The 20,255-nt window shown below is 73.3% G+C and carries 16 protein-coding genes and 1 pseudogene; 3 read left to right on the top strand and 14 right to left on the bottom strand.

All coding sequences use genetic code 11. The annotated features are described in order from the left end of the window. From IF28_RS0110490 to rimP, 9 genes are all read right to left on the bottom strand, one after another. A complete protein-coding gene (locus IF28_RS0110490; protein ID WP_078621030.1) occupies nucleotides 1-954 on the bottom strand; it encodes a bifunctional riboflavin kinase/FAD synthetase in 954 nt (317 codons plus the stop codon). Nucleotides 955-1,097: 143 nt separating this feature from the next. Continuing rightward, a complete protein-coding gene (locus IF28_RS39415; RefSeq protein WP_037892940.1) occupies nucleotides 1,098-4,910 on the bottom strand; it encodes a S1 family peptidase in 3,813 nt (1,270 codons plus the stop codon). Between the two features lie 249 nt (nucleotides 4,911-5,159). Further along, nucleotides 5,160-6,065, bottom strand: coding sequence for a tRNA pseudouridine(55) synthase TruB (truB, locus tag IF28_RS0110480; protein ID WP_030216818.1), 906 nt, complete (start codon nucleotides 6,063-6,065; stop codon nucleotides 5,160-5,162). Beyond that, nucleotides 6,062-6,511 (bottom strand): 30S ribosome-binding factor RbfA, encoded by a 450-nt coding sequence (rbfA, locus tag IF28_RS0110475; RefSeq protein WP_030216815.1) that lies wholly within the window; start codon nucleotides 6,509-6,511, stop codon nucleotides 6,062-6,064. Before rbfA ends, truB begins: the two co-directional genes overlap by 4 nt. A gap of 49 nt (nucleotides 6,512-6,560) precedes the next feature. Next, nucleotides 6,561-6,854, bottom strand: coding sequence for a DUF503 domain-containing protein (locus tag IF28_RS0110470; protein ID WP_030216812.1), 294 nt, complete (start codon nucleotides 6,852-6,854; stop codon nucleotides 6,561-6,563). Nucleotides 6,855-7,067: 213 nt separating this feature from the next. Continuing rightward, a complete protein-coding gene (gene infB, locus IF28_RS37665; RefSeq protein WP_078621028.1) occupies nucleotides 7,068-10,151 on the bottom strand; it encodes a translation initiation factor IF-2 in 3,084 nt (1,027 codons plus the stop codon). 185 nt (nucleotides 10,152-10,336) lie between these two features. After that, entirely contained in the window at nucleotides 10,337-10,618 is a 282-nt protein-coding gene (locus IF28_RS0110455) for a YlxR family protein (RefSeq protein ID WP_030216796.1), read from the bottom strand. 102 nt (nucleotides 10,619-10,720) lie between these two features. Beyond that, nucleotides 10,721-11,707 (bottom strand): transcription termination factor NusA, encoded by a 987-nt coding sequence (gene nusA, locus IF28_RS0110450; protein ID WP_030216793.1) that lies wholly within the window; start codon nucleotides 11,705-11,707, stop codon nucleotides 10,721-10,723. Between the two features lie 2 nt (nucleotides 11,708-11,709). Continuing rightward, nucleotides 11,710-12,210 (bottom strand): ribosome maturation factor RimP, encoded by a 501-nt coding sequence (gene rimP, locus IF28_RS0110445; RefSeq protein ID WP_030216790.1) that lies wholly within the window; start codon nucleotides 12,208-12,210, stop codon nucleotides 11,710-11,712. Between the two features lie 204 nt (nucleotides 12,211-12,414). On the opposite strand from rimP, the gene IF28_RS0110440 reads away from it, so the two are divergent. The 3 genes from IF28_RS0110440 to IF28_RS0110430 are packed head-to-tail and all read left to right on the top strand — an operon-like array spanning nucleotide 12,415 to nucleotide 14,357. Next, the gene (locus tag IF28_RS0110440; protein ID WP_030216788.1) at nucleotides 12,415-12,936 is read left to right on the top strand and encodes a hypothetical protein; all 522 of its coding nucleotides are present in this window, start codon (nucleotides 12,415-12,417) and stop codon (nucleotides 12,934-12,936) included. Next, nucleotides 12,933-13,412, top strand: coding sequence for a ferritin-like domain-containing protein (locus IF28_RS0110435; protein ID WP_030216785.1), 480 nt, complete (start codon nucleotides 12,933-12,935; stop codon nucleotides 13,410-13,412). Before IF28_RS0110440 ends, IF28_RS0110435 begins: the two co-directional genes overlap by 4 nt. 42 nt (nucleotides 13,413-13,454) lie before the next feature. Continuing rightward, nucleotides 13,455-14,357: an aminoglycoside phosphotransferase family protein gene (locus IF28_RS0110430; protein ID WP_030216783.1), complete on the top strand. Its 903-nt coding sequence runs from the start codon at nucleotides 13,455-13,457 to the stop codon at nucleotides 14,355-14,357. 213 nt (nucleotides 14,358-14,570) lie between these two features. Here IF28_RS0110430 and IF28_RS0110425 read toward each other — a convergent pair whose 3' ends face one another. The 5 genes and pseudogenes from IF28_RS0110425 to IF28_RS0110405 form a co-directional block, all read right to left on the bottom strand. Then, on the bottom strand, nucleotides 14,571-16,271 hold the full coding sequence (locus tag IF28_RS0110425; RefSeq protein ID WP_030216781.1) for a proline--tRNA ligase: 1,701 nt from the start codon (nucleotides 16,269-16,271) through the stop codon (nucleotides 14,571-14,573). A 73-nt stretch (nucleotides 16,272-16,344) separates the two neighbouring features. Continuing rightward, nucleotides 16,345-16,932: a GNAT family N-acetyltransferase gene (locus IF28_RS0110420; protein ID WP_030216779.1), complete on the bottom strand. Its 588-nt coding sequence runs from the start codon at nucleotides 16,930-16,932 to the stop codon at nucleotides 16,345-16,347. Between the two features lie 27 nt (nucleotides 16,933-16,959). Continuing rightward, nucleotides 16,960-17,808 (bottom strand): GNAT family N-acetyltransferase, encoded by an 849-nt coding sequence (locus IF28_RS0110415; protein WP_030216777.1) that lies wholly within the window; start codon nucleotides 17,806-17,808, stop codon nucleotides 16,960-16,962. Nucleotides 17,809-17,913: 105 nt separating this feature from the next. Continuing rightward, nucleotides 17,914-18,769, bottom strand: a pseudogene (locus IF28_RS36275) (flavodoxin-dependent (E)-4-hydroxy-3-methylbut-2-enyl-diphosphate synthase). Nucleotides 18,770-18,955: 186 nt separating this feature from the next. Next, nucleotides 18,956-20,248, bottom strand: a complete 1,293-nt coding sequence (locus IF28_RS0110405; protein WP_199808978.1) for a M50 family metallopeptidase — start codon at nucleotides 20,246-20,248, stop codon at nucleotides 18,956-18,958. Nucleotides 20,249-20,255 lie beyond the last annotated feature (7 nt).

Raw genomic sequence — 20,255 nt, 5'->3', positions numbered from 1 at the left:
CTACGGCTTCTCGGCCGCCGCGACCAGTTCCCGGCAGCGCTGTACGTCGTCGGCCATCTGCACCAGCAGCGCGTCCAGCGTGTCGAACGTGGCCTGGCCGCGGACGAAGGCGAGGAAGTCGACGGCGACGTGGAGGCCGTACAGATCGAGGCCGACGCGGTCGATGGCGTACGCCTCGACGGTGCGCTCGGTGCCGTCGAACTGCGGGTTGGTGCCGACGGAGATGGCGGCCGGCATGGCCTCGCCCTGCGCGTGCAGCCAGCCGGCGTAGACGCCGTCGGCGGGGATCGCGGTGTGCGGGAGGGTCTCGACGTTGGCCGTGGGGAAGCCCAGGTCACGGCCGCGCTGCGCGCCCCGGACGACGACGCCCTCGACGCGGTGCGGGCGGCCCAGGATCTCGGCGGCGCCCTCGATCCCGCCCTCGGCGACCAGTCGGCGGGTGAGCGTCGAGGAGAACGGCTCGCCGCCGCCCGCCTCACCGGACACGAACAGGTCGACGACCTCGACGCCGAAGTCGTAGACCTCGCCCTGCTCGGCGAGGAACCGCACATTGCCCGCGGCCTTGTGGCCGAAGCGGAAGTTGGGTCCTTCGACGACCGCCTTGGTGTGCAGCTTGTCGACGAGGACCTTGACCACGAAGTCGGCGGCGGACAGCTTCGAGAACTCGGTGGTGAACGGCAGGATCAGCACCGCGTCGACGCCCAGCTCGGCCATGAGCTCGGCGCGCCGGTGGTGCGGGGCGAGCAGCGGGGGGTGGGTGCCGGGGCGGACGACCTCGCTCGGGTGCGGGTCGAAGGTGACGACGACGGCGGGGACGCCCAGGGCGCGGGCGCGGTCCACGGCATGCCGGATGATCAGCTGGTGCCCGCGGTGGACGCCGTCGTAGGAGCCGATGGTGACGACGCTGCGCCCCCAGTCCTGGGGGATGTCCTCCAAGCCACGCCAGCGCTGCACTGTGCCTGCTCCTTGTCGAAACCTTGTCGGACGAACCCGGTCCGTGGGTCTTCTCTGCGCAGCTCTAAGGGTGCCATGCCGGGTGCCGGGGGTCCGCATCGGCATGGGGACTGTGTGACGGGGCGCACGTGCCGGATGGCGGGTCAGGCGGTGACGGCGTTCTCGACGACGTCGCGGGTGGCGGGTCCGATGAGCGCGGCCCACTCGCGCGGGGCGTCCGCCAGCCAGCCGGCCACGGCGGTGGCGAAGCCGGGGACGTGATCCGCCAGATCGGCCAGGCAGCGGTCGAAACGGGCGGCGCCCTCCGTGGTGCGGACGAGGAGCAGCCCGGCGCGGTGGACGAGGACACGCGGCTCGGGGCCGGTGGTACGGGCCGCGGCGCGCAGGACCGCCTCCAGGACGGCGGGGTCGGACTCCCGGGCGAGCAGCACGTCCAGCAGCTCGCGGCGCAGCGGGCGGGAGGCGGGGGTCCCGGGGGCGGCGAGGACTCCGGAGAGGGCCAGCCGGAGGGGTTGCGGGCCGCCGTCGAGCAGGGCGGTGAGCAGTGCTCTCAGTAGGGCACGGGCCGCCGGGCCCGCCTCCAGCCGCCCGTCGGCGTACGCGGCGACATGGCCCGTCAGCTCCGGCCGCCGGGCCACCGCCTCCCGTACGAGCGTGGCGACCGTACGGGACGGGACGGGCGGGGTGGCGTCGGCGAGGGCCTCGAACGCCTCACCGGAGTCCGCCGTGCCCAGCCTGGCCCGGAAGGCGTCGAGGACGGGCTCCGGGTGGGTGTCGAGGGCGGGGGTCAGCGCGCTCGGCGGGAGGTGGGGATCGCCGGCCGCGAAACGCTCCAGGGCGCGTGGCAGATGGCGGTCCCTGCTGTTCGGGTCGCGCACGAGGAGGGCGAGGGCGCCGCCGTGCAGTTCGCGGTCGGCGGCGCGGACGAGGAGGGCGAGGGCCGCGTACCGCAGCAGGGTGCGGTCGGTGTCGTCGCGGGCGTACGGCGCGACCCGCAGGCCGTGGGTGACGGCGAGGGCGCGGCGGGCGGGCCGGGCGTCCTTCGCCCACCGGTCGACGGCCCGGCACATCACCGCGGGCTCCTCCTCCGCCAGTGCGGTCAGCAGTTGGCCGGCCAGCCGGTGCGCGCTGTCGGCGAGCGCCTCGGTCAGCGCGTCCGGGGCCGCGCGCCGGTGGGTGTGCAGCAGCGCCTGCGCGGCCGTCGCCACGGTCGCGTGCGGGGTGGAGGGCAGCGGCCGGTCGTCCTCGAACCAGCGGATGAGATACGTGAGTACGGCGACGGGGTCGCCGGTGAGCAGCCGGGCGGCGGCGTCGAGGAACCGGGGGCCGCTCTCGCACGGGGGTCCGTCGGCGTGGACGAGCCGCCGCAGCAGCGCGCACCGTGTCTCGAGCGGCAGCCGGAGTCCGTCCCAGAAGGCGGGCCCCAGCTCGGGCGGCACGCCCCGCGGCTGCTCCCGCCAGGCCACGAGACGGTCGGCCAGCAGCCGCAGTACGTCCGTGTACGGTGCCGCGTCGGGCACCCGCGCGAGGGTTTCGCCGAGCAGCCGGGCGGCCCACCAGGAGCCCGGATCGGCGTCGAGGGCGTGCACCAGATCCGTGAGCCGGGGGGACAGGCGCGGGCTCCCGTGCCGCCGCGCGAGAAACAGCAGCGCCTCGACGACCACGCCGATGCGGTGACGCGGGACGGGGCCGAGAGGGGGCGGGGCGGCGACGGCGGACGGTGCCGAGGTTCCGGCGCCGGCACCTCCGGGCAGCGCACGGCCGGCGGCGAGGGCCGCCGGGCCACCACCACCGGCCCCGGCGGGCGGCTCCTCCGTGAGGAGGTCCACGCCGGCGGGCCGGTACTCGGCATCGGCGACGGCCCACGGGTCGGGCCCGGCGACGGTCCAGGGATCGAGGACGGCAGCGGTCGGACCGGCCACGCCGTGCCGGCGACCGGCCGGCGGAAGGGGCCCGCCGCCGCCCCCGCCCGCCCCGGCATCGGGCAGCGAGCCACCCCCTGATGCCGTCCCCTCGGCCACCGCGTCCTCGTACCCGGATGCCGGGGCGGGCTGTGCGTACTGGTTCCGGTGGACCAGCGCGTGCAGCGCAGCGTCCACGTCGAGGTGGGTGCCCTGGAGCCAGTCGGCCAGTTCCTCGTCGGCGAACCGGTAGCCGGTCGTCCCGGACGGGACGAGGAGCCCCTCGGCGAGTACGGCGGACGCCCAGCCGGACTCGTACGGGAACACCGCGCCGAACGTGCCCGGGTCCAGCTCCCCGTGCCCGGCGCCGAGGCTGCGGCGGGCCGCCTCGTGCACCCGCCCCGCGACCCTGGCGGCCAGCCGGCGTACGGCGGTCCCCCGGGCCCCGCTCCCGTCGGCGAGGCGGACGGCGATCCGCAGGCACATCAGGTCCAGGTGGGCGGAGAAGACCTCGTCACGGCCGACGGGAGCGTCGAAGGCGGCGGCGGCCCGCAGCTCCGCGAGCATCCGCAGGGTCAGCGGGTGCCGGGCCACGGCGTCGGCCACCGCGCCCTCCGGGACGCCGTGCCGGGCGCGCATCTCCCGGGCCTCATCCGGAGTGAGGTCGCCGATGGTCACGCACGCGGGGAGGGCACCGGCGCGCGGCGGCTCCGCCGGGAACCCCCGCCCATCTGGGCGTGCCCCGCCGGTGCGCGGCGGCCCCGCCGGAAGGCCCTGCCCGGCGGGGCGTGCCCCGCCGCCGTACAGCAGCTCCGCCGGGAACCCCGCCCCCTCCCAGTACTCCGCCCGGCACGCCACCACCAGCCGTGCCCCCGTCGCCCGCAGCCAGTGCGCGGTGGCGGCGGTCCACGCGGCCGGCCGGTGGAGCGTGGCCTCCTCGGGCCCGTCGAGGAGCAGCAGCAGCGGCCGGCCCACCGTGCGGGCGAGCCCGGCCAGATGCTCCGGGCTCAGGTCCCCGAGCGCCTCCGGGGCCGCCGGGAACGGGACCCGGGACGCGGCGACAAGGGCGGCGGCCCGGTTCAGGGCCCGCCGGGCGGCGTCCGCGACCGAACCGTCGTCCGCGTACAGGTCGGCACCGCGCAGCCGGAGCGTGGGCGCCCCGGCGCGGTGCCGGCGGGCGGCGAGCGCCGCGAGCTGGGTCGTACGGCCGCTGCCGGGCGGTCCGACCAGGCCCAGCACGGCGGCCTCGCCCCGCTCGAACGCGTCGAGTTCCGCGCGTACGGCCGGCCGGTCGACAGGCTCGGGGTCGGCCGACGGGGCCGTGCACCCGACCTGCGCGGCGGCCTGGCCCCGCTCGAACGCGTCCGGTTCCGCGCGTACGACGGGCCGGCCGACAGGCTCGGTGACGGCCGTGAGCTCCACGAGTGCGGCGGCGTTGAGGTCGGCGCCGTAGGCCGGGACCGTCGCCGCGTTCTCGGCGAGCAGTTCGGCGAGCGGGCCGTCCCCGGTGCGCCCCGGCAGCGGCACGGCGAAGCCCGCGTCGCGGTCGTCCGCGCGCAGGGCGGTGCCGAGGACGCCGAGCACGGTGCCGGTGGTGGCGTCGAGGACCGGTCCGCCGACGGCCCCGCCGCCGAGCCGCAGCGCGTCCCGGCCCGCGGTGCCGACCGCCAACTCCAGGGCGGCGCCCAGGAGATGGGTGCGGTCGGTGGCGGTGTAGGTCACGGCGCCCGTGCCCAGCACGCGCGCCTCGCGCCAGCCTCCGGCGGGGATCCGCACATAGGTGCCGGGCGGCACGCCGCGCCGCGTGGTGACCGGCAGCGGCGGAACGCCGAGGCCCTCGCTGCGGACGAGGGCCAGGCCGAGGGCGGGCAGCGGGGTCACCGCGTCGGCGGTCACCACGCACTGGCGGCCCCCCGCCGCGTGCAGCACGAGCCGGGGCAGTCCGTCGACGGCCTCGTGACCGGTGAGGACCGTGCCGCGGTGATCGGCCACGAAACCGGTGCCGCGCGGCCGGCCGGCGAGGTCGTACAGGCGGACCAGGACGTCGTACGGCATCGTCGGACCCTCCCGTCGCTCAGCCGTGCCTCGCTGCGACAGTAGGCCCAGGATGATCAGCGGGACAGATCGTCCGGGGAACGCGCCCCCTTCCGCTCCCCCGGTTCACTCCGAGCGCCCGCACTTACGGGTGAACAGACGGGGGTGGATGGATACACCCTAGGGGTGGGGGAACCGAGGGGGACCGTGGAGCGGCGGCATGTCCATCCCCGTGGCGCCGCTCCACGGGCGGATCCCCAAAAGGAGACCTCAGCCGAAGACGGCGAGGCTCTTGGCCTTGCCCCGCTGTTCCTCCACGAGGGCCAGGAACCGGTCGTCGGGGCCGAACACGGCCACGGCTCCGGAACCGGCGTACTCCTCGGGCATCTCCAGCCGTACGCCGTTGGTGAGCAGTCCGGCCCGCCGGTCGTCGACGTCCCAGCGGGGGAAGGCGGCGGTGGCGGCCTCGGCGACCGGCATGACCGTCAGCTCCCGCTGGAGCTGGTCCAGCGTCTTCGCGGAGTCCAGCTTGTACGGGCCGACACGGGTGCGGCGCAGCGCCGTGAGGTGTCCGCCCACGCCCAGGCCGGCGCCCAGGTCGCGGGCGAGGGCGCGGATGTAGGTGCCGGAGGAGCAGACGACGGAGACCACCAGGTCGAGCACCGGGGTGCCGTCGTCGGCGACCGCCTCCCGGACGTCGTGCACGGAGAACGACGAGACGGTGACCGGCCGGGCCGGGATGTCGAACTCCTCGCCCTCCCGGGCCCGCTTGTAGGAGCGCACCCCGTCGATCTTGATGGCGCTGACCTTGGACGGCACCTGCATGATGTCGCCGCTCAGTTTCGCCACCCCGGCGTCGACGGCGTCGCGGGTGACCGCGGAGGCGTCGGTGGAGGAGGTGAGCTCCCCCTCGGCGTCGTCGGTGAGCGTGTTCTGCCCGAGCCGGATCGTGCCGAGGTACTCCTTCTCGGTCAGCGCGAGGTGGCCGAGGAGCTTGGTCGCCCGCTCGACGCCGAGGACGAGGACACCCGTCGCCATCGGGTCGAGGGTGCCGGCGTGGCCGACCCGCCGGGTGCGGGCGATGCCGCGCATCTTGGCGACCACGTCGTGCGAGGTGAAGCCCGACGGCTTGTCGACGATGACAAGGCCGTCGGGCGTGGTGTGCTTCTGGGTCATTCGGCGGTGTCGTCCGTCTCGTCGTCTTCCGGCTTGCGGTACGGGTCGGCGTCACCGGCGTACGAGGCGCCCGCGGACGCCTCGCGCACCTTCTCGTCGGACTGGCGCGCCCGGTCGAGGAGGTCCTCGATGTTGCGTGCCGTGTCCGGGAGCGCGTCCATGACGAAGGCCAGCGTCGGTGTGAACTTCACACCGGCCGCCCGGCCCACCTCGGAGCGCAGGATGCCCTTGGCGCTCTCCAGGCCCGCCGCGGCGGCCGTGCGCTCCTCGTCGTCCCCGTACACCGTGTAGAAGACGGTCGCCTCCCGGAGGTCACCCGTGACCCGGGTGTCCGTGATGGTGACGTGCGAGCCGAGCCGCGGGTCCTTGATCCCGCGCTGCAGCTTCTGGGCCACCACCTCCCGGATGAGGTCCGCCAGCCTTTTCGCCCGCGCGTTGTCGGCCACTGGTCCGTCTCCCGTTCTTTCCTGTCTGCGTATCTCTGGGCTGTGGTCGTCAGTCGTCTTCGCCGTGGAAGCGCCGCCTGACGGACAGCAGCTCCACCTCGGGGCGCCCGGCGACCAGCCGCTCGCACCGGTCCAGCACGTCGGTCAGGTGCGCCGCGTCGCCGGACACCATGGCGAGGCCGATGACGGCCCTGCGATGGAGGTCCATGTGATCCACCTCGGCCGCGCTCACCGCGTACTTGCGCTGGAGCTCGGCGACGATCGGGCGGACGACGGAGCGCTTCTCCTTCAGCGAATGTACGTCACCGAGGAGGAGGTCGAAGGACAGCGTCCCCACATACATGTACAACCGGTTCACCCGCCGGTACGGGATCGACGGCCCCGCCGTCCGTGGTGGGCGGGGACATCAGAACCGTACATCGAAGGGGGTGCGCCGATCGACGGATATTGTGTCCGCCGGCCGGCGCCGAAGGCCTGACCTGCGGGCCTTCACGCACAGACGCGCCGGCCGGCGGGACCCGGGTGGGTCCCGCCGGCCGGTACGCACCGTGGGGTGTTACACCCGCGGCTTCTCGCGCATCTCGTAGGTCGCGATGACGTCGTCGACCTTGATGTCGTTGAAGTTTCCGAGGTTGATACCGCCCTCGAAGCCTTCGCGGATCTCGGTGACGTCGTCCTTGAAGCGACGCAGGCCCACGATGTTGAGGTTCTCCGCGATGACCTTGCCGTCGCGGAGCAAGCGCGCCTTGGTGTTGCGCTTGACCTCGCCGGAGCGGATGAGAACACCCGCGATGTTGCCCAGCTTGGAGGAGCGGAAGACCTCGCGGATCTCCGCCGTACCGAGCTCGACTTCCTCGTACTCCGGCTTGAGCATGCCCTTGAGGGCCGCCTCGATCTCCTCGATCGCCTGGTAGATGACCGAGTAGTACCGGACGTCCACACCCTCGCGCTCGGCCATCTGCGCGGCACGCCCGGCGGCGCGCACGTTGAAGCCGATCACGATGGCGTCGGAGCCCATCGCCAGGTCGATGTCGGACTCCGTGACCGCACCGACGCCGCGGTGCAGGACGCGGATGTCGACCTCTTCGCCGACGTCCAGCTGGAGCAGCGAGGACTCGAGGGCCTCGACCGAACCGGAAGCGTCACCCTTGATGATCAGGTTCAGCTGCTGGACCTCGCCGGCCTTGAGCACCTTGTCCAGGTCCTCGAGCGACACACGGCGCGTGCGCTTGGCGAACGCGGCGTTGCGCTCACGGGCGGCGCGCTTCTCGGCGATCTGACGGGCCGTACGGTCCTCGTCCACGACGATGAAGTTGTCGCCCGCACCCGGGACGTTGGTCAGGCCCAGGACCTGGACCGGCGTCGACGGGCCGGCCTCGGCGACGTTGTTGCCGTTGTCGTCGAGCATGGCGCGCACCCGGCCGTAGGCGTCGCCCACGACCATCGTGTCGCCGACCCGCAGCGTGCCTCGCTGGACGAGGACGGTCGCCACGGCACCGCGGCCGCGGTCGAGCCGGGACTCGATCGAGATGCCCTGCGCGTCCTGCGTGGGGTTGGCCCGCAGGTCGAGCGAGGCGTCCGCGGTGAGGACGACGGCCTCGAGGAGGCTGTCGATGTGCAGACCCTGCTTGGCGGAGATGTCGACGAACATGGTGTCGCCGCCGAACTCCTCGGCCACCAGGCCGTACTCGGTCAGCTGACCGCGCACCTTGGTCGGGTCGGCACCCTCGACGTCGATCTTGTTGACCGCGACGACGATCGGGACGTCGGCCGCCTTGGCGTGGTTGAGCGCCTCGACCGTCTGCGGCATGACGCCGTCGTTGGCCGCGACGACCAGGATCGCGATGTCCGTCGACCGCGCACCACGGGCACGCATGGCGGTGAACGCCTCGTGACCCGGGGTGTCGATGAAGGTGATCCTGCGCTCTTCCTCGTTGACCTCGGTCGCGACCTGGTAGGCACCGATGTGCTGGGTGATGCCGCCGGCCTCGCCCGCGATGACGTTCGTCTTGCGGATGGCGTCGAGGAGGCGGGTCTTTCCGTGGTCGACGTGACCCATGACGGTGACGACCGGCGGGCGGACCACCAGGTCCTCCTCGTCGCCCTCGTCCTCGCCGAACTCCAGGTCGAAGGACTCGAGCAGCTCGCGGTCCTCCTCCTCCGGGCTGACGATCTGAACGGTGTAGTTCATCTCGCCCGCGAGGAGCTGGAGCGTCTCGTCGGAGACGGACTGGGTCGCGGTGACCATTTCGCCGAGGTTCATCATGACCGCGACGAGCGACGCCGGGTTGGCGTTGATCTTCTCCGCGAAGTCGGTGAGCGAAGCACCGCGCGACAGGCGAATGGACTCGCCGTTGCCGCGAGGCAGCATCACGCCGCCGACCGACGGGGCCTGCATGGCCTCGTACTCCTGGCGCCTCTGCCGCTTCGACTTGCGACCGCGACGCGCGGGACCGCCGGGACGGCCGAAGGCGCCCTGCGTGCCACCGCGGCCACCGGGACCACCGGGACGGCCACCGAAGCCGGGACGGCCACCGCCGCCGGCGAAGCCACCGCCGCCACCGGGACGACCGGCGAAACCGCCGCCGCCACCGGGACGACCGGCACCGCCACCGCCGCCACCCGGACGGCCGGCGAAGCCGCCGCCGCCGGGACGACCGCCGCCGCCACCGCCGGGACGACCCGCACCGCCCGGACCACGGCCACCGGGGCCGCCACCGGGACGCGGGCCGGCAGCGGGACGCTGCGGCATCATGCCGGGGTTGGGACGCGGACCGCCGGGGCCGCCGCCGGGACGGGGACCGCCCTGCGGACGCGGCATCGAGCCCGGGGTCGGGCGCTGCCCGCCCGGAGCCTGCGGACGCGGACCGCCGCCCTGGCCACCGGGGGCCTGCGGACGGGGACCGGCACCGCCGGGACCGCCGGGACCACCCGGACGCGCGCCCTGCGGGCGCGGAGCCTGCGGACGGGCCATACCGGTGGAGCCACCGGAGGTGAAGGGGTTGTTACCGGGACGCGGACCGGCCGGGCGACCGCCCGGACGCGGAGCGCCGCCACCGGCACGCTGACCCTGGCCGGCCGGACGGCCCTGACCGCCCTGGCCGCCGCCCTGGCCCTGTCCCTGACCGGGACCGGAGGGACGACCGCCGGGCTTGGGGGCGCCGGGACGCGAGCCGGCGGGCTTCGGACCGGCCGGAGCCGGAGCCTCGGCCGCCGCCGCGGGCGGGGCCTGGAACTCCGGGGCCGCCGGAGCCGGACGCGGCGCGGGCCGCGGGCCCGGACGCGGGCCGGAGGCCGCCGGCGCGGGCGCCGACGGGGTGGACGGAGCCGCCGGCGGCTGGGCCGCGGCGGGCTTGGGTGCTGACGGCGGCTTCGGGGCAGCCGGACCCGGACGGGCCGCCTGCGCCGGGGACGGCGCGGCGGGCCTGGGGGCCGCCTTGCGGGGCGCGCCGGGCTTCGCGGCGGACTTGCCGCTGCCCCCGCCCTGCTGGAAGGCGTCGGTCAGCTTGCGTACTACGGGCGCTTCGATGGTCGAAGACGCCGAACGGACGAATTCACCGAGTTCCTGGAGCTTGGCCATGACGGCCTTGCTCTCCACACCGAACTCCTTGGCGAGTTCGTAGACCCGGACCTTAGCCACTTCGCTCCTCTGAGGTCCGGGTTGCGTCCGGACCGTCGCTAGTTCATGGGCGTACTCATCGCGTACTCATCGAGTGCTCATCGCAATCTCGACCTGCTTTCGACTCGCGAGGTACCAGACCGCACGGCTTGTTCCGTACGGCATGTTCGTGCGTGTTGCCTGTCCAGCCGGCGTGAAGCCGCTGCTCAGCAACCTTGTGCCTGCTCGACGTAGTGGCGCAACGCCTTTACGTCGAGCGGTCCCGGGACGCGGAGCGCCCGTGGGAACGCCCTGCGGCGCACCGCCTGGTCGAGACAGACCGGGACGGGGTGCACATACGCACCCCGGCCGGGCAGCGTACCGCGAGGATCGGGGACGCACGCGTCCTCGATCACCACGATGCGCAACAGCTCGCTCTTGACCGCTCGCTCCCGGCACCCCACGCAGGTGCGCTCAGGGCATACGCCAGCACGTGTCCGGCCAGACACTGCTCAGTCTACCTCCCCGGACCGACCTCACCCCTTTGGGGCAAGAATCGAACACTTGCCGCGCGCAAAGCTGTCGTGATCTCAGCGAGCCGCGGCTTGGATCTATTCCCCGGTCTGTTCCGTGTCCGGGCGGATGTCGATCCGCCAGCCGGTCAGACGGGCGGCGAGACGGGCGTTCTGCCCCTCCTTGCCGATCGCCAGGGACAGCTGGTAGTCCGGCACGATGACCCGGGCGGAGCGGGCGGCCATGTCGACGATGTCCACCCTGGAGACCCGGGCCGGCGACAGGGCGTTCGCCACCATCTCGGCCGGGTCGTCGGACCAGTCGACGATGTCGATCTTCTCGCCGTTCAGCTCGCCCATCACATTGCGCACCCGGCCGCCCATGGGGCCGATGCAGGCTCCCTTGGCGTTCAGGCCCGAGCGGGTGGAGCGTACGGCGATCTTGGTGCGGTGGCCGGCCTCGCGGGCGATCGCGGAGATCTCCACGGAGCCGTCGGCGATCTCCGGCACCTCCAGGGCGAAGAGCTTCTTCACCAGGTTGGGGTGCGTGCGCGAGAGGGTGACGGACGGGCCGCGCACCCCCTTGGCCACCCTGACGACATAACTGCGCAGCCGCATGCCGTGCGGATAGGTCTCGCCGGGGACCTGCTCCTGCACCGGCAGGATGGCCTCCAGCTTGCCGATGTCGACCAGTACGTTCTTCGGGTCGCGGCCCTGCTGGACCACGCCGGTGACGATGTCGCCCTCGCGCCCCGCGTACTCGCCGAGCGTCGCGTCGTCCTCGGCGTCGCGCAGGCGCTGCAGGATGACCTGCTTGGCCGTGGTGGCGGCGATACGGCCGAAGCCGGACGGGGTGTCGTCGAACTCGCGGGCCTCCTGGCCCTCCTCGAGGTCGTCGGGGTCCTCCTTCGCCCACACGGTCACATGACCGGTCTCCCGGTCGAGCTCCACGCGCGCGCGGCGGCGGCTTCCCTCGGTGCGGTGATAGGCGATGAGGAGGGCCGACTCGATCGCTTCGACCAGCAGGGGGAGAGAGATCTCCTTCTCCCGCACCAAGAGCCGAAGTGCACTCATGTCGATGTCCACGGTTATGCCTCCTCTTCCTTCTCGTTGTCCTTGCGGTTGAACTCGACCTGTACGCGCGCGCGGGTGATGTCGGCGAAGGCGAGTCTGCGGGCGGTGGGCTTGCGGCCCTTCACCCCGGGCACCTCGAGGTCGAGGCCCTCGTCGTCGGTCGTGAGGATCCTGGCCGTCAGTTCGCCGCCCTCGGCGAGCTGGAACCGGACCAGGCGGCCGGTGGCTCGCGTGTAGTGCCGGTGCTCGGTGAGCAGGCGTTCCGCGCCGGGGGTTCCGACCTCGAGGGTGTACTCCCCGCTGCCCATGGCGTCCGTCTCGTCGAGCTTCGCCGAGAGCGCGCGGCTCACATCGGCGATCCGGTCGAGGTCCGCTCCGGTGTCGGAGTCGACGACGACACGCAGCACACGCTTGCGGCCGACCGCGTCCACGGCGATCTCTTCGAGATCCAGGCCCTGGGAGCTGACGAGCGGTTCCAGAAGTTCTCGAAGCCTCTCGCTCTGGGTGGTGCTCATCCGGGTGACTCCTCGGCCGCGTGTGCTGTTGTGGGACGGTGCGCGTGTCTGGTCAAAGGGTATCCGGTCGCGGAGGGTGTTGCCGTCCACCGGTCACGGAGGGTGCCGCTGGGGGCCTGCGCGCGGGCGCACGGGTACGGTGATCACGGGCCCCGGCCTCCTTTTCGTCGCTGTGTTCGTACGAGCCCCCCGAGGACGTCTGCCGTGTCGTTCCCCTTGTCTCCGCGCGCCCGTTCGGGGCCGCGCAGAAGGAGTCTGCTCGCCGCCGCCCCGGCGGCCCTGCTGGCGGCGGGCTGTTCCGCCGGGTCGGGGGATTCCGGCGCCCCCGCCGGCAGCGGTCCCTCGGCCGCCGACCGGGCACGCGCGCGTGCGGCCCGGGACAGCAGGGAACTGGCCGCGCGGTACGGCGCGGTGGTGGCCGCGCATCCGAAGCTGGCGGCGCGGCTCGATCCGCTGCGCGCGGAGGTCGTACGGCACGCGGAGGCGTTCGGGGACACGGCGCAGCCGTCGCCGTCGCCGTCCGCCTCCGCTCCGGCCTCCCCTTCTCCCGCACCGGTCGTGCCGGCGAAGGAGAAGGACGCCCTCGCCGGACTCGCCGCCGCCGAGCGGGAGATCGCGGGCCGGCGCGAGAAGGAGCTCCTCGACGCTCCGGGCGAACTGGCCCGGCTGCTGGCCTCGGTCGCGGCGGCCGGCGCCGCGCACGTGTATCTGCTGACGGAGGTATGACGGTGGGCGGGACACGCGAGGCGAAGGACGGGGAACTGCGGGCGCTCCAGGCGGCCCTGGCGGCGGAGCACGCGGCGGTGTACGGCTACGGCGTCGTCGGCGGCCGGATCGGCGAGGGGCGGCGCACGGAGGCGCGGACGGCGTACGACGCGCACCGGGCGCGCAGGGACGCGCTGGTCCGCGCGGTCGCGGACACGGGGGCCGAACCCGTCGCCGCCGCCGCGGGCTACGCGCTGCCGTTCCAGGTGACGGACGCGGCGTCGGCGGTCCGGCTGGCGGCGCGGCTGGAGGACCGCGTGGCGGGGGTCTACGGCGATCTGGTGCGGGCGAGCGAGGGTGAGCGGCGCCGGGGGGCCGCCGAGGCGATGCGGGAGGCGGCGGTGCGGTCGGTCCGCTGGAGCGGCGGGAGCGTACCCTTCCCTGGGCTCGCCGAGCGGAGCGGTACGGCTTCGGGGACCCCGGCGCCGTCGGCCTGACGGGGCGGGCCCCGCGTAGAGCAGGAAGGGAACGACTCGCGCATGGTTTTCGAACCGCCGAAGCGTCTGGTGAGGGCGCTCGGTGAGACGGCGCCGGAGGGCGACGACTGGCTGGAGAGGCTGCCGGAGACGGCGCGCGAGGCCGTGGCACAGCGCGAGTTGACCGTGGAGCGGGTGCAGGTGCCGGGCGGCCGCAGCAGCCTGGTGGTGCTGGTGCGTACGGCCGACGGCACGCCCGCCGTGCTGAAGCTGGCCCCGCGCCGGGCCCGCCCGGAGGCCGAGCGGGCGGCGCTGGCCCACTGGGGCGGCCGGGGAGCGGTGCAGTTGCTGGAGCCGGCCTCCGCCGCGGAGGGTGTTCTGCTGCTCGAGCGGCTGCATCCGGATGTGTCGGTGCGCTCGTTGCCGGAGGCGAAGGCGCTGCTGGAGGCGGCCGGGACGCTGCGCCGGCTCTGGGTGGACCCGCCGCAGGAGCACGGCTTCGAGACGGTGACCGAGCGCACGGAGCGGCAGGCACGGGCGATGCGGGCGAGCGCGGCGGCCGATCCGGAGGTGGCACCGCTGGTGGAGGCCGCGCTGACGGCCCGGGAGGAGCTGGTGGCGGCGCCGCCCGAGCACCGGCTGCTGCACGGGACGTTCCGGCAGAGCAAGGTGCTGGGCGGGGAGCGCACGCCGTGGCTGGCGGTGGGGCCGGATCCGGTGGTCGGTGAGCACGCGTTCGACCTGGCGCGGCTGGTCCGTGACCGAGTGGAGGACCTCATCGCGCAGACGTCGGGTGCGTCGACGACGCGACGCCGGGTGAAGCGCCTGGCGGAGTCCCTGGAGGTCGACCGCGAACGCCTGCGCGGCTGGACCCTGTTCCGCGCGGTGGAATCGGGTGTACGGGCCCGCCGCGTGGGCCGCGAACAGGACGCGGAACTGCTGCTGGAGTTCGCGGGCTGGCTGTAGGACCCAGGGGCGAGCTGCGGGCAACCGTGCCGCTGGGCTCCCCAGCTGCGGGCAATCGTGCCGCTGGGGCGGCACGGGTGGGCGCAGCGGCACCCGGCAAACGCCGGCGAGTGAACCCACCCCCGGCACCACGCCCCAGCAAGACGCCCGGCGTCGACGGGGCCCGCCCGTACGGGGCCCCGTCGACGCCGGGCGACAGGTCGGGTCAGGCCGTCAGGCCGTCAGGCGGGACACCGCCTCGTCGACCGTCAACTCCTCGCGCTCGCCGGTGCGGCGGTCCTTGAGCTCGACGACGCCCTCGGCGGCGCGGCGGCCCGCGACCAGGATCTGCGGGACACCGATCAGCTCCGAGTCGGTGAACTTCACGCCCGGGGAGACGCCCGCGCGGTCGTCGACCAGGACGCGGAGACCCGCGGCGGACAGCTTCTCGGAGACGTCCAGGGCCAGTTCGGTCTGCAGGGCCTTGCCGGCGGCGACCACGTGGACGTCGGCCGGGGCGACCTCGGCGGGCCAGCACAGCCCCTTGTCGTCGGCGGTCTGCTCGGCGAGGGCCGCCACCGCGCGGGAGACGCCGATGCCGTAGGAACCCATGGTGACGCGGGTCGGCTTGCCGTTCTGGCCGAGGACGTCGAGCTTGAGGGCGTCGGCGTACTTGCGGCCCAGCTGGAAGATGTGCCCGATCTCGATGGCGCGGTCCAGCCGCAGTCCCGTGCCGCACCGGGGGCAGGGGTCGCCCTCCCGCACCACGACCACGTCGACGTACTCGTCGGCCTCGAAGTCGCGGCCCGCGACCACGTTCTTCGCGTGGGTGCCGGCCTTGTTGGCGCCCGTGATCCAGGCGGTGCCCGGGGCCACGCGCGGGTCGGCGATGTACTTCACCTTGTCCAGGCCCTGCGGGCCGACGTAGCCGCGCACCAGGTCGGGGCGGGCGATGAAGTCCGCCTCGGTCACCATCTCCACGACGGCCGGGGCGAAGTGCGCCTCGACCTTGTCCATGTCGACCTCGCGGTCACCGGGCACGCCCACGGCGACGATCTCGCCGTCGACCTTGACCAGCAGGTTCTTCAGCGTGGCCGAGGCCTCGACGCCGAGGGACGCGGCGAGGGTCTCGATGGTGGGGGTGTCGGGCGTGGGGATGTCCTCGGCGGCCGGGACCCCGGCGGCGTCGACGGGCTTCAGCTCGTGGGCGACCGCCTCGGTGTTGGCGGCGAAGTCGCAGTTCGGGCAGTCGGCGAAGGTGTCCTCGCCGGCCTCGGCGGGCGCGAGGAACTCCTCGGACTTGGAGCCGCCCATGGCACCGGCGGTGGCCGCGCAGATGCGGTAGTCGAGGCCCAGGCGCTCGAAGACCCGCTGGTACGCCTGGCGGTGCAGGGCGTACGACTTCGCCAGGCCCTCGTCCTCGAGGTCGAAGGAGTAGGAGTCCTTCATCAGGAACTCGCGGCCGCGCAGGATGCCGGCGCGGGGGCGGGCCTCGTCGCGGAACTTGGACTGGATCTGGTAGAGGATGACCGGCAGGTCCTTGTAGGAGGACGCCTGGTCCTTCACCATCAGGGTGAAGATCTCCTCGTGGGTGGGGCCGAGGAGGTAGTCGCCGCCCTTGCGGTCCTGGAGGCGGAACAGCTCGGGGCCGTACTCGTCCCAGCGGCCGGTGGCGTCGTAGGGCTCACGCGGCAGCAGGGCGGGGAGCAGCACCTCCTGGGCGCCGATGGCGTCCATCTCCTCGCGCACGACGCGCTCGACGTTGGCGAGGACCTTCTTGCCGAGGGGCAGCCAGCTCCACAGGCCGGCGGCGGTGCGGCGCACATAGCCGGCGCGGACCAGCAGCTTGTGGCTGAGGACCTCGGCGTCCGCCGGGTCGTCGCGCAGCGTCTTCGCCATCAACTGGGACATGCGCTGGACCGGTGCTTTCGCCATGGCTCTCGTACTCCTGCTGCGTCTAGGTGATGGCAAGGAGGTTAGCCGGGCGGGACGGGACGGCGGAAATCGGTTAGCGGCTGTCCGCCGCCGGCCGGCCGCGCAGCAGGGGCAGCGGGGCGCCCATGACGGCGTAGGGCCGGGGGGCGCTGGGGAAGTGCACCTGGCGGGCGAGGTCCCGGTAGCCGAGCGAGCGGTACAGGTGCCGGGCGGGGCTTTCGATGTCGATGGCGGAGAGGATCGAGCGGGGCTCGGCGGCGCCGTCGGTGATGGTGGTGATCAGGGCGCGGCCGATGCCGTGCTTCTGGTGACGGGGGTGGACGTGCAGCTCGGTGATGACGAAGGAGTCGTCGAGCCAGTCGCCCTGGCCCTGGGCCCGCAGATACGGCTCGACGACGGTGGACCACCAGTGGGCGCGGTCGTTGGGCATGCCGTAGACGAAGCCGGCCAGCCGGCCCCGGACGGTGGCGCCGTAGGCGCGGGCGCCCGGGAGGGTCATGTGGCGCAGCACGATCTGGCGGCGTACGGCGACCTCGTCGGGGCCGAGTCCGAACGCCAGCGCCTGCACCGCCAGCGCCTCGTCGACATGGCCGGGGAGGTCGAGGGGGCCGATCACGATGTCGTCGGGCCCTGGGCGTCCGTGACCGGGAAAGCGCAGCATGCCGGGGAGACTACAGGCCGGGCCCGCTCAGAACAGCACGCTCATGAAGGCGCCCGACTCCTGGAAGCCCACCCTGCGGTAGGTCCGGCGGGCGGGGGTGTTGAAGTCGTTGACGTAGAGGCTCGCCACGGGGGCGACGTCGGTGAGGGCGTAGCGCAGGACGGCGGCCATGCCGGGGGCGGCGACGCCCCTGCCGCGGTGTTCGGGGGCGACCCAGACGCCCTGGATCTGGCAGGCGCGGTCGGTGGCGGCACCGATCTCGGCCTTGAAGACGACCCGGCCGTCGGCGTCGAAGCGGGCGAAGGAGCGGCCGGCGCCGACGAGTTCGGCGACCCGGGCCTGGTAGAGGAGGCCGCCGTCGCCGGCCAGTGGGGAGATGCCGACCTCCTCGGTGAACATGGCCACGCACGCCGGCATGATCGCCTCCAGCTCGTCCTTGCGGACGCGGCGGACGTACGGGTCCGGGGCTATGTGCTCGGACAGGCGGTCGGTGACCATGAGGGGCTGGTGGGTGCGGACCTCACGGGCCGGGCCCCACTGGGGTTCGAGCAGCCGCCAGAGGGCGGCGGTGGCCTCGGCGGGGCCGACGATGGAGGAGCAGCGGCGGCCGGCCCGGCGGGCGCGGTCGGCGAAGGCGCGGACGGCCCGGGGGGTGGCGCAGATGGGTACCAGGTTGGCGCCCGCGTAGCACAGTGACGTCAGTACGCCGCCTTCGTACCAGCCCCACATCTCGCCACCGAGCCGCCAGGGGTCGAGGCCCGCGATCCGGACGCGGGCCGTGACGAAGGCGTTCACGACCGGCTCACGGTCGAGGACGGCGAGGGCGGCGTCCAGGTCGCTCGGTTCGAGGACCCGGGATGTGGTCTGCGTCAACAAGTGCGGGGCCTCATACACGGGAGTGTCTGCTGATTTCTCCGCACTGTACCCGTGGAGTCCGGGGGCCGCCGCCCCCGGACGACCGGCCGATTCCGGCGTACGGGGTCAGCCGGCCACCGAGATCTGGGGCTCGCCGGACATCACGCCGTCCTTCTCCATCTGCTCGGCGATCTTCATCGCCTCTTCGATCAGCGTCTCGACGATCTTCGACTCGGGGACGGTCTTGATGACCTCGCCCTTGACGAAGATCTGGCCCTTGCCGTTGCCGGAGGCGACGCCGAGGTCGGCCTCGCGGGCCTCGCCCGGGCCGTTGACGACGCAGCCCATGACGGCGACGCGCAGCGGGACCTCCATGCCGGTGAGGCCGGCGGTGACCTCTTCGGCGAGCTTGTACACGTCGACCTGGGCGCGGCCGCAGGACGGGCAGGAGACGATCTCGAGGCCGCGCTGGCGCAGGTTGAGCGACTCGAGGATCTGGTTGCCGACCTTGATCTCCTCGACCGGCGGAGCGCTCAGCGACACCCGGATCGTGTCGCCGATGCCCTGGGAGAGCAGCGCGCCGAAGGCGACGGCCGACTTGATGGTGCCCTGGAAGGCGGGGCCGGCCTCGGTGACGCCGAGGTGGAGGGGGTAGTCGCACGATCGCGGCGAAGACGTACTTGGGCTGGAAGTGGATGTCGGCGATCACCGGGATCTGCGACTTGCGGGCGATGACCGCCAGCGCGTCCGCGTCGTCCTGGGTCGGACAGGCGACCCGCACGATCTGGCAGCCGGAGGCGGTGAGCTCGGCGATCTGCTGGAGGGTGGCGCCGATGTCGGACGTACGCGTCGTCGTCATCGACTGCACGGACACCGGGGCGTCCCCGCCCACCGCCACGGAGCCGACCTGGATCTGCCGGCTCTTCCGGCGCTCGGCGAGCTTGGTCGGAACGGACGGCATGCCGAGAGAAATCGCAGTCATCTGCTGTGCAACCCCAAGTCGTGGATCAAGGTCCGGCTCCCCGTGAGCAGCGGGCTCCGGGCTCCGAGATTACGGCACTGGCCAACGCTCCAGCACATCGCGCCCGTAAACCCACCCAAAGGGCGACGGCCCGCAACCCCAAGGGTTGTGGGCCGTCGTGAACGGCGGGTGTCGCCGCGCGGGCGTCTAGGAGATCCGCACCGGGTTCACCACGTCCGCGATCAGGACGAGGATCGTGAAGCAGACGAAGATCCCGGCCACCACGTAGGCCACCGGCATCAGCTTCGCCACGTCGAAGGGGCCGGGGTCGGGGCGGCGCAGCACCCTGGCGAGGTTGCGGCGCAGCGACTCCCAGAGCGCGCCCGCGATGTGTCCGCCGTCGAGCGGCAGCAGCGGGAGCATGTTGAACAGGAACAGGGAGAGGTTGAAGCCGGCGAGCAGCATCACGAACATGGCGAGCTGCTGCGTAGCGGGGATGTCCAGGGTGGCGATCTCGCCGCCGACCCGGGCCGCGCCGACGACGCCCATCGGGGAGTCGGGTTCGCGGGGACCGTCGCCGAAGGCCGCGTCCCACAGGGCGGGGATCTTCGACGGCAGGGCGGCGAGGGAGTCGACGGCGTCGCCGACCCGGTCGGTCATCCAGGTCACCGAGTCGCCGAAGTCCTGCCGTACGACTCCGGTGGCCGCGCTGAAGCCGAGGAAACCGGCCTTGACGTACTCGCCCTCGACATAGGTGCCGTTGCCGTCCTTCTTGGCGACCATGTTGGTGGCGATCTTCGCCTGGAGGGTCAGCTCCTGCCCGTCGCGTTCGACGACGATGGGCACGGACTTGCCGGCGCTGTCGCGGATGAGGTCGGAGAGGGTGGCCCAGTCGTCGGTGCGGACGCCGGCGAAGGCGACGATCCGGTCGTCGGCCTTCATCCCGGCGGCGGCGGCCGGGGACTGGGGGTCCGACTTCTTGCAGTCGTCGCGGGTCTCGGTCTGCGAGATGACGCACTGCGAGACGGAGCTGACGGTGGTGGTCTGCTGCTGGATGCCGAAGCCCATCAGCACGGTCAGGAACAGGACGGCCGCGAGGATCAGGTTCATGAACGGGCCGGCGAACATCACGACGACCCGTTTCCACGGCTTGCGCGTGTAGAACAGGCGTTTCTCGTCGCCGGGCTTCAGTTCCTCGAAGGCGGCGGAGCGGGCGTCCTCGATCATGCCGCGCCACGGTGAGGTGGAGCGGGCCTCGAGGCGGCCGTCGGGGCCGGGCGGGAACATGCCGATCATGCGGATGTAGCCGCCGAACGGGATCGCCTTGACGCCGTACTCGGTCTCGCCCTTGTTCCGCGACCAGATCGTGGGGCCGAAGCCGACCATGTACTGGGGCACGCGGATGCCGAACATCTTGGCCGTGGAGAGGTGGCCCAGTTCGTGCCAGGCGATCGAGAACAGCAGGCCGGCCGCGAAGACGACTATGCCGAGGATGAACATCAGGGTC

The organism is Streptomyces sp. NRRL WC-3626 (assembly GCF_000718785.1).
GTDB classification, from domain to species: Bacteria; Actinomycetota; Actinomycetes; order Streptomycetales; family Streptomycetaceae; genus Streptomyces; species Streptomyces edwardsiae.
The sequence above is the reverse complement of the archived record's forward strand: the minus strand, read 5'-3'. Positions and strand labels throughout refer to the sequence as shown.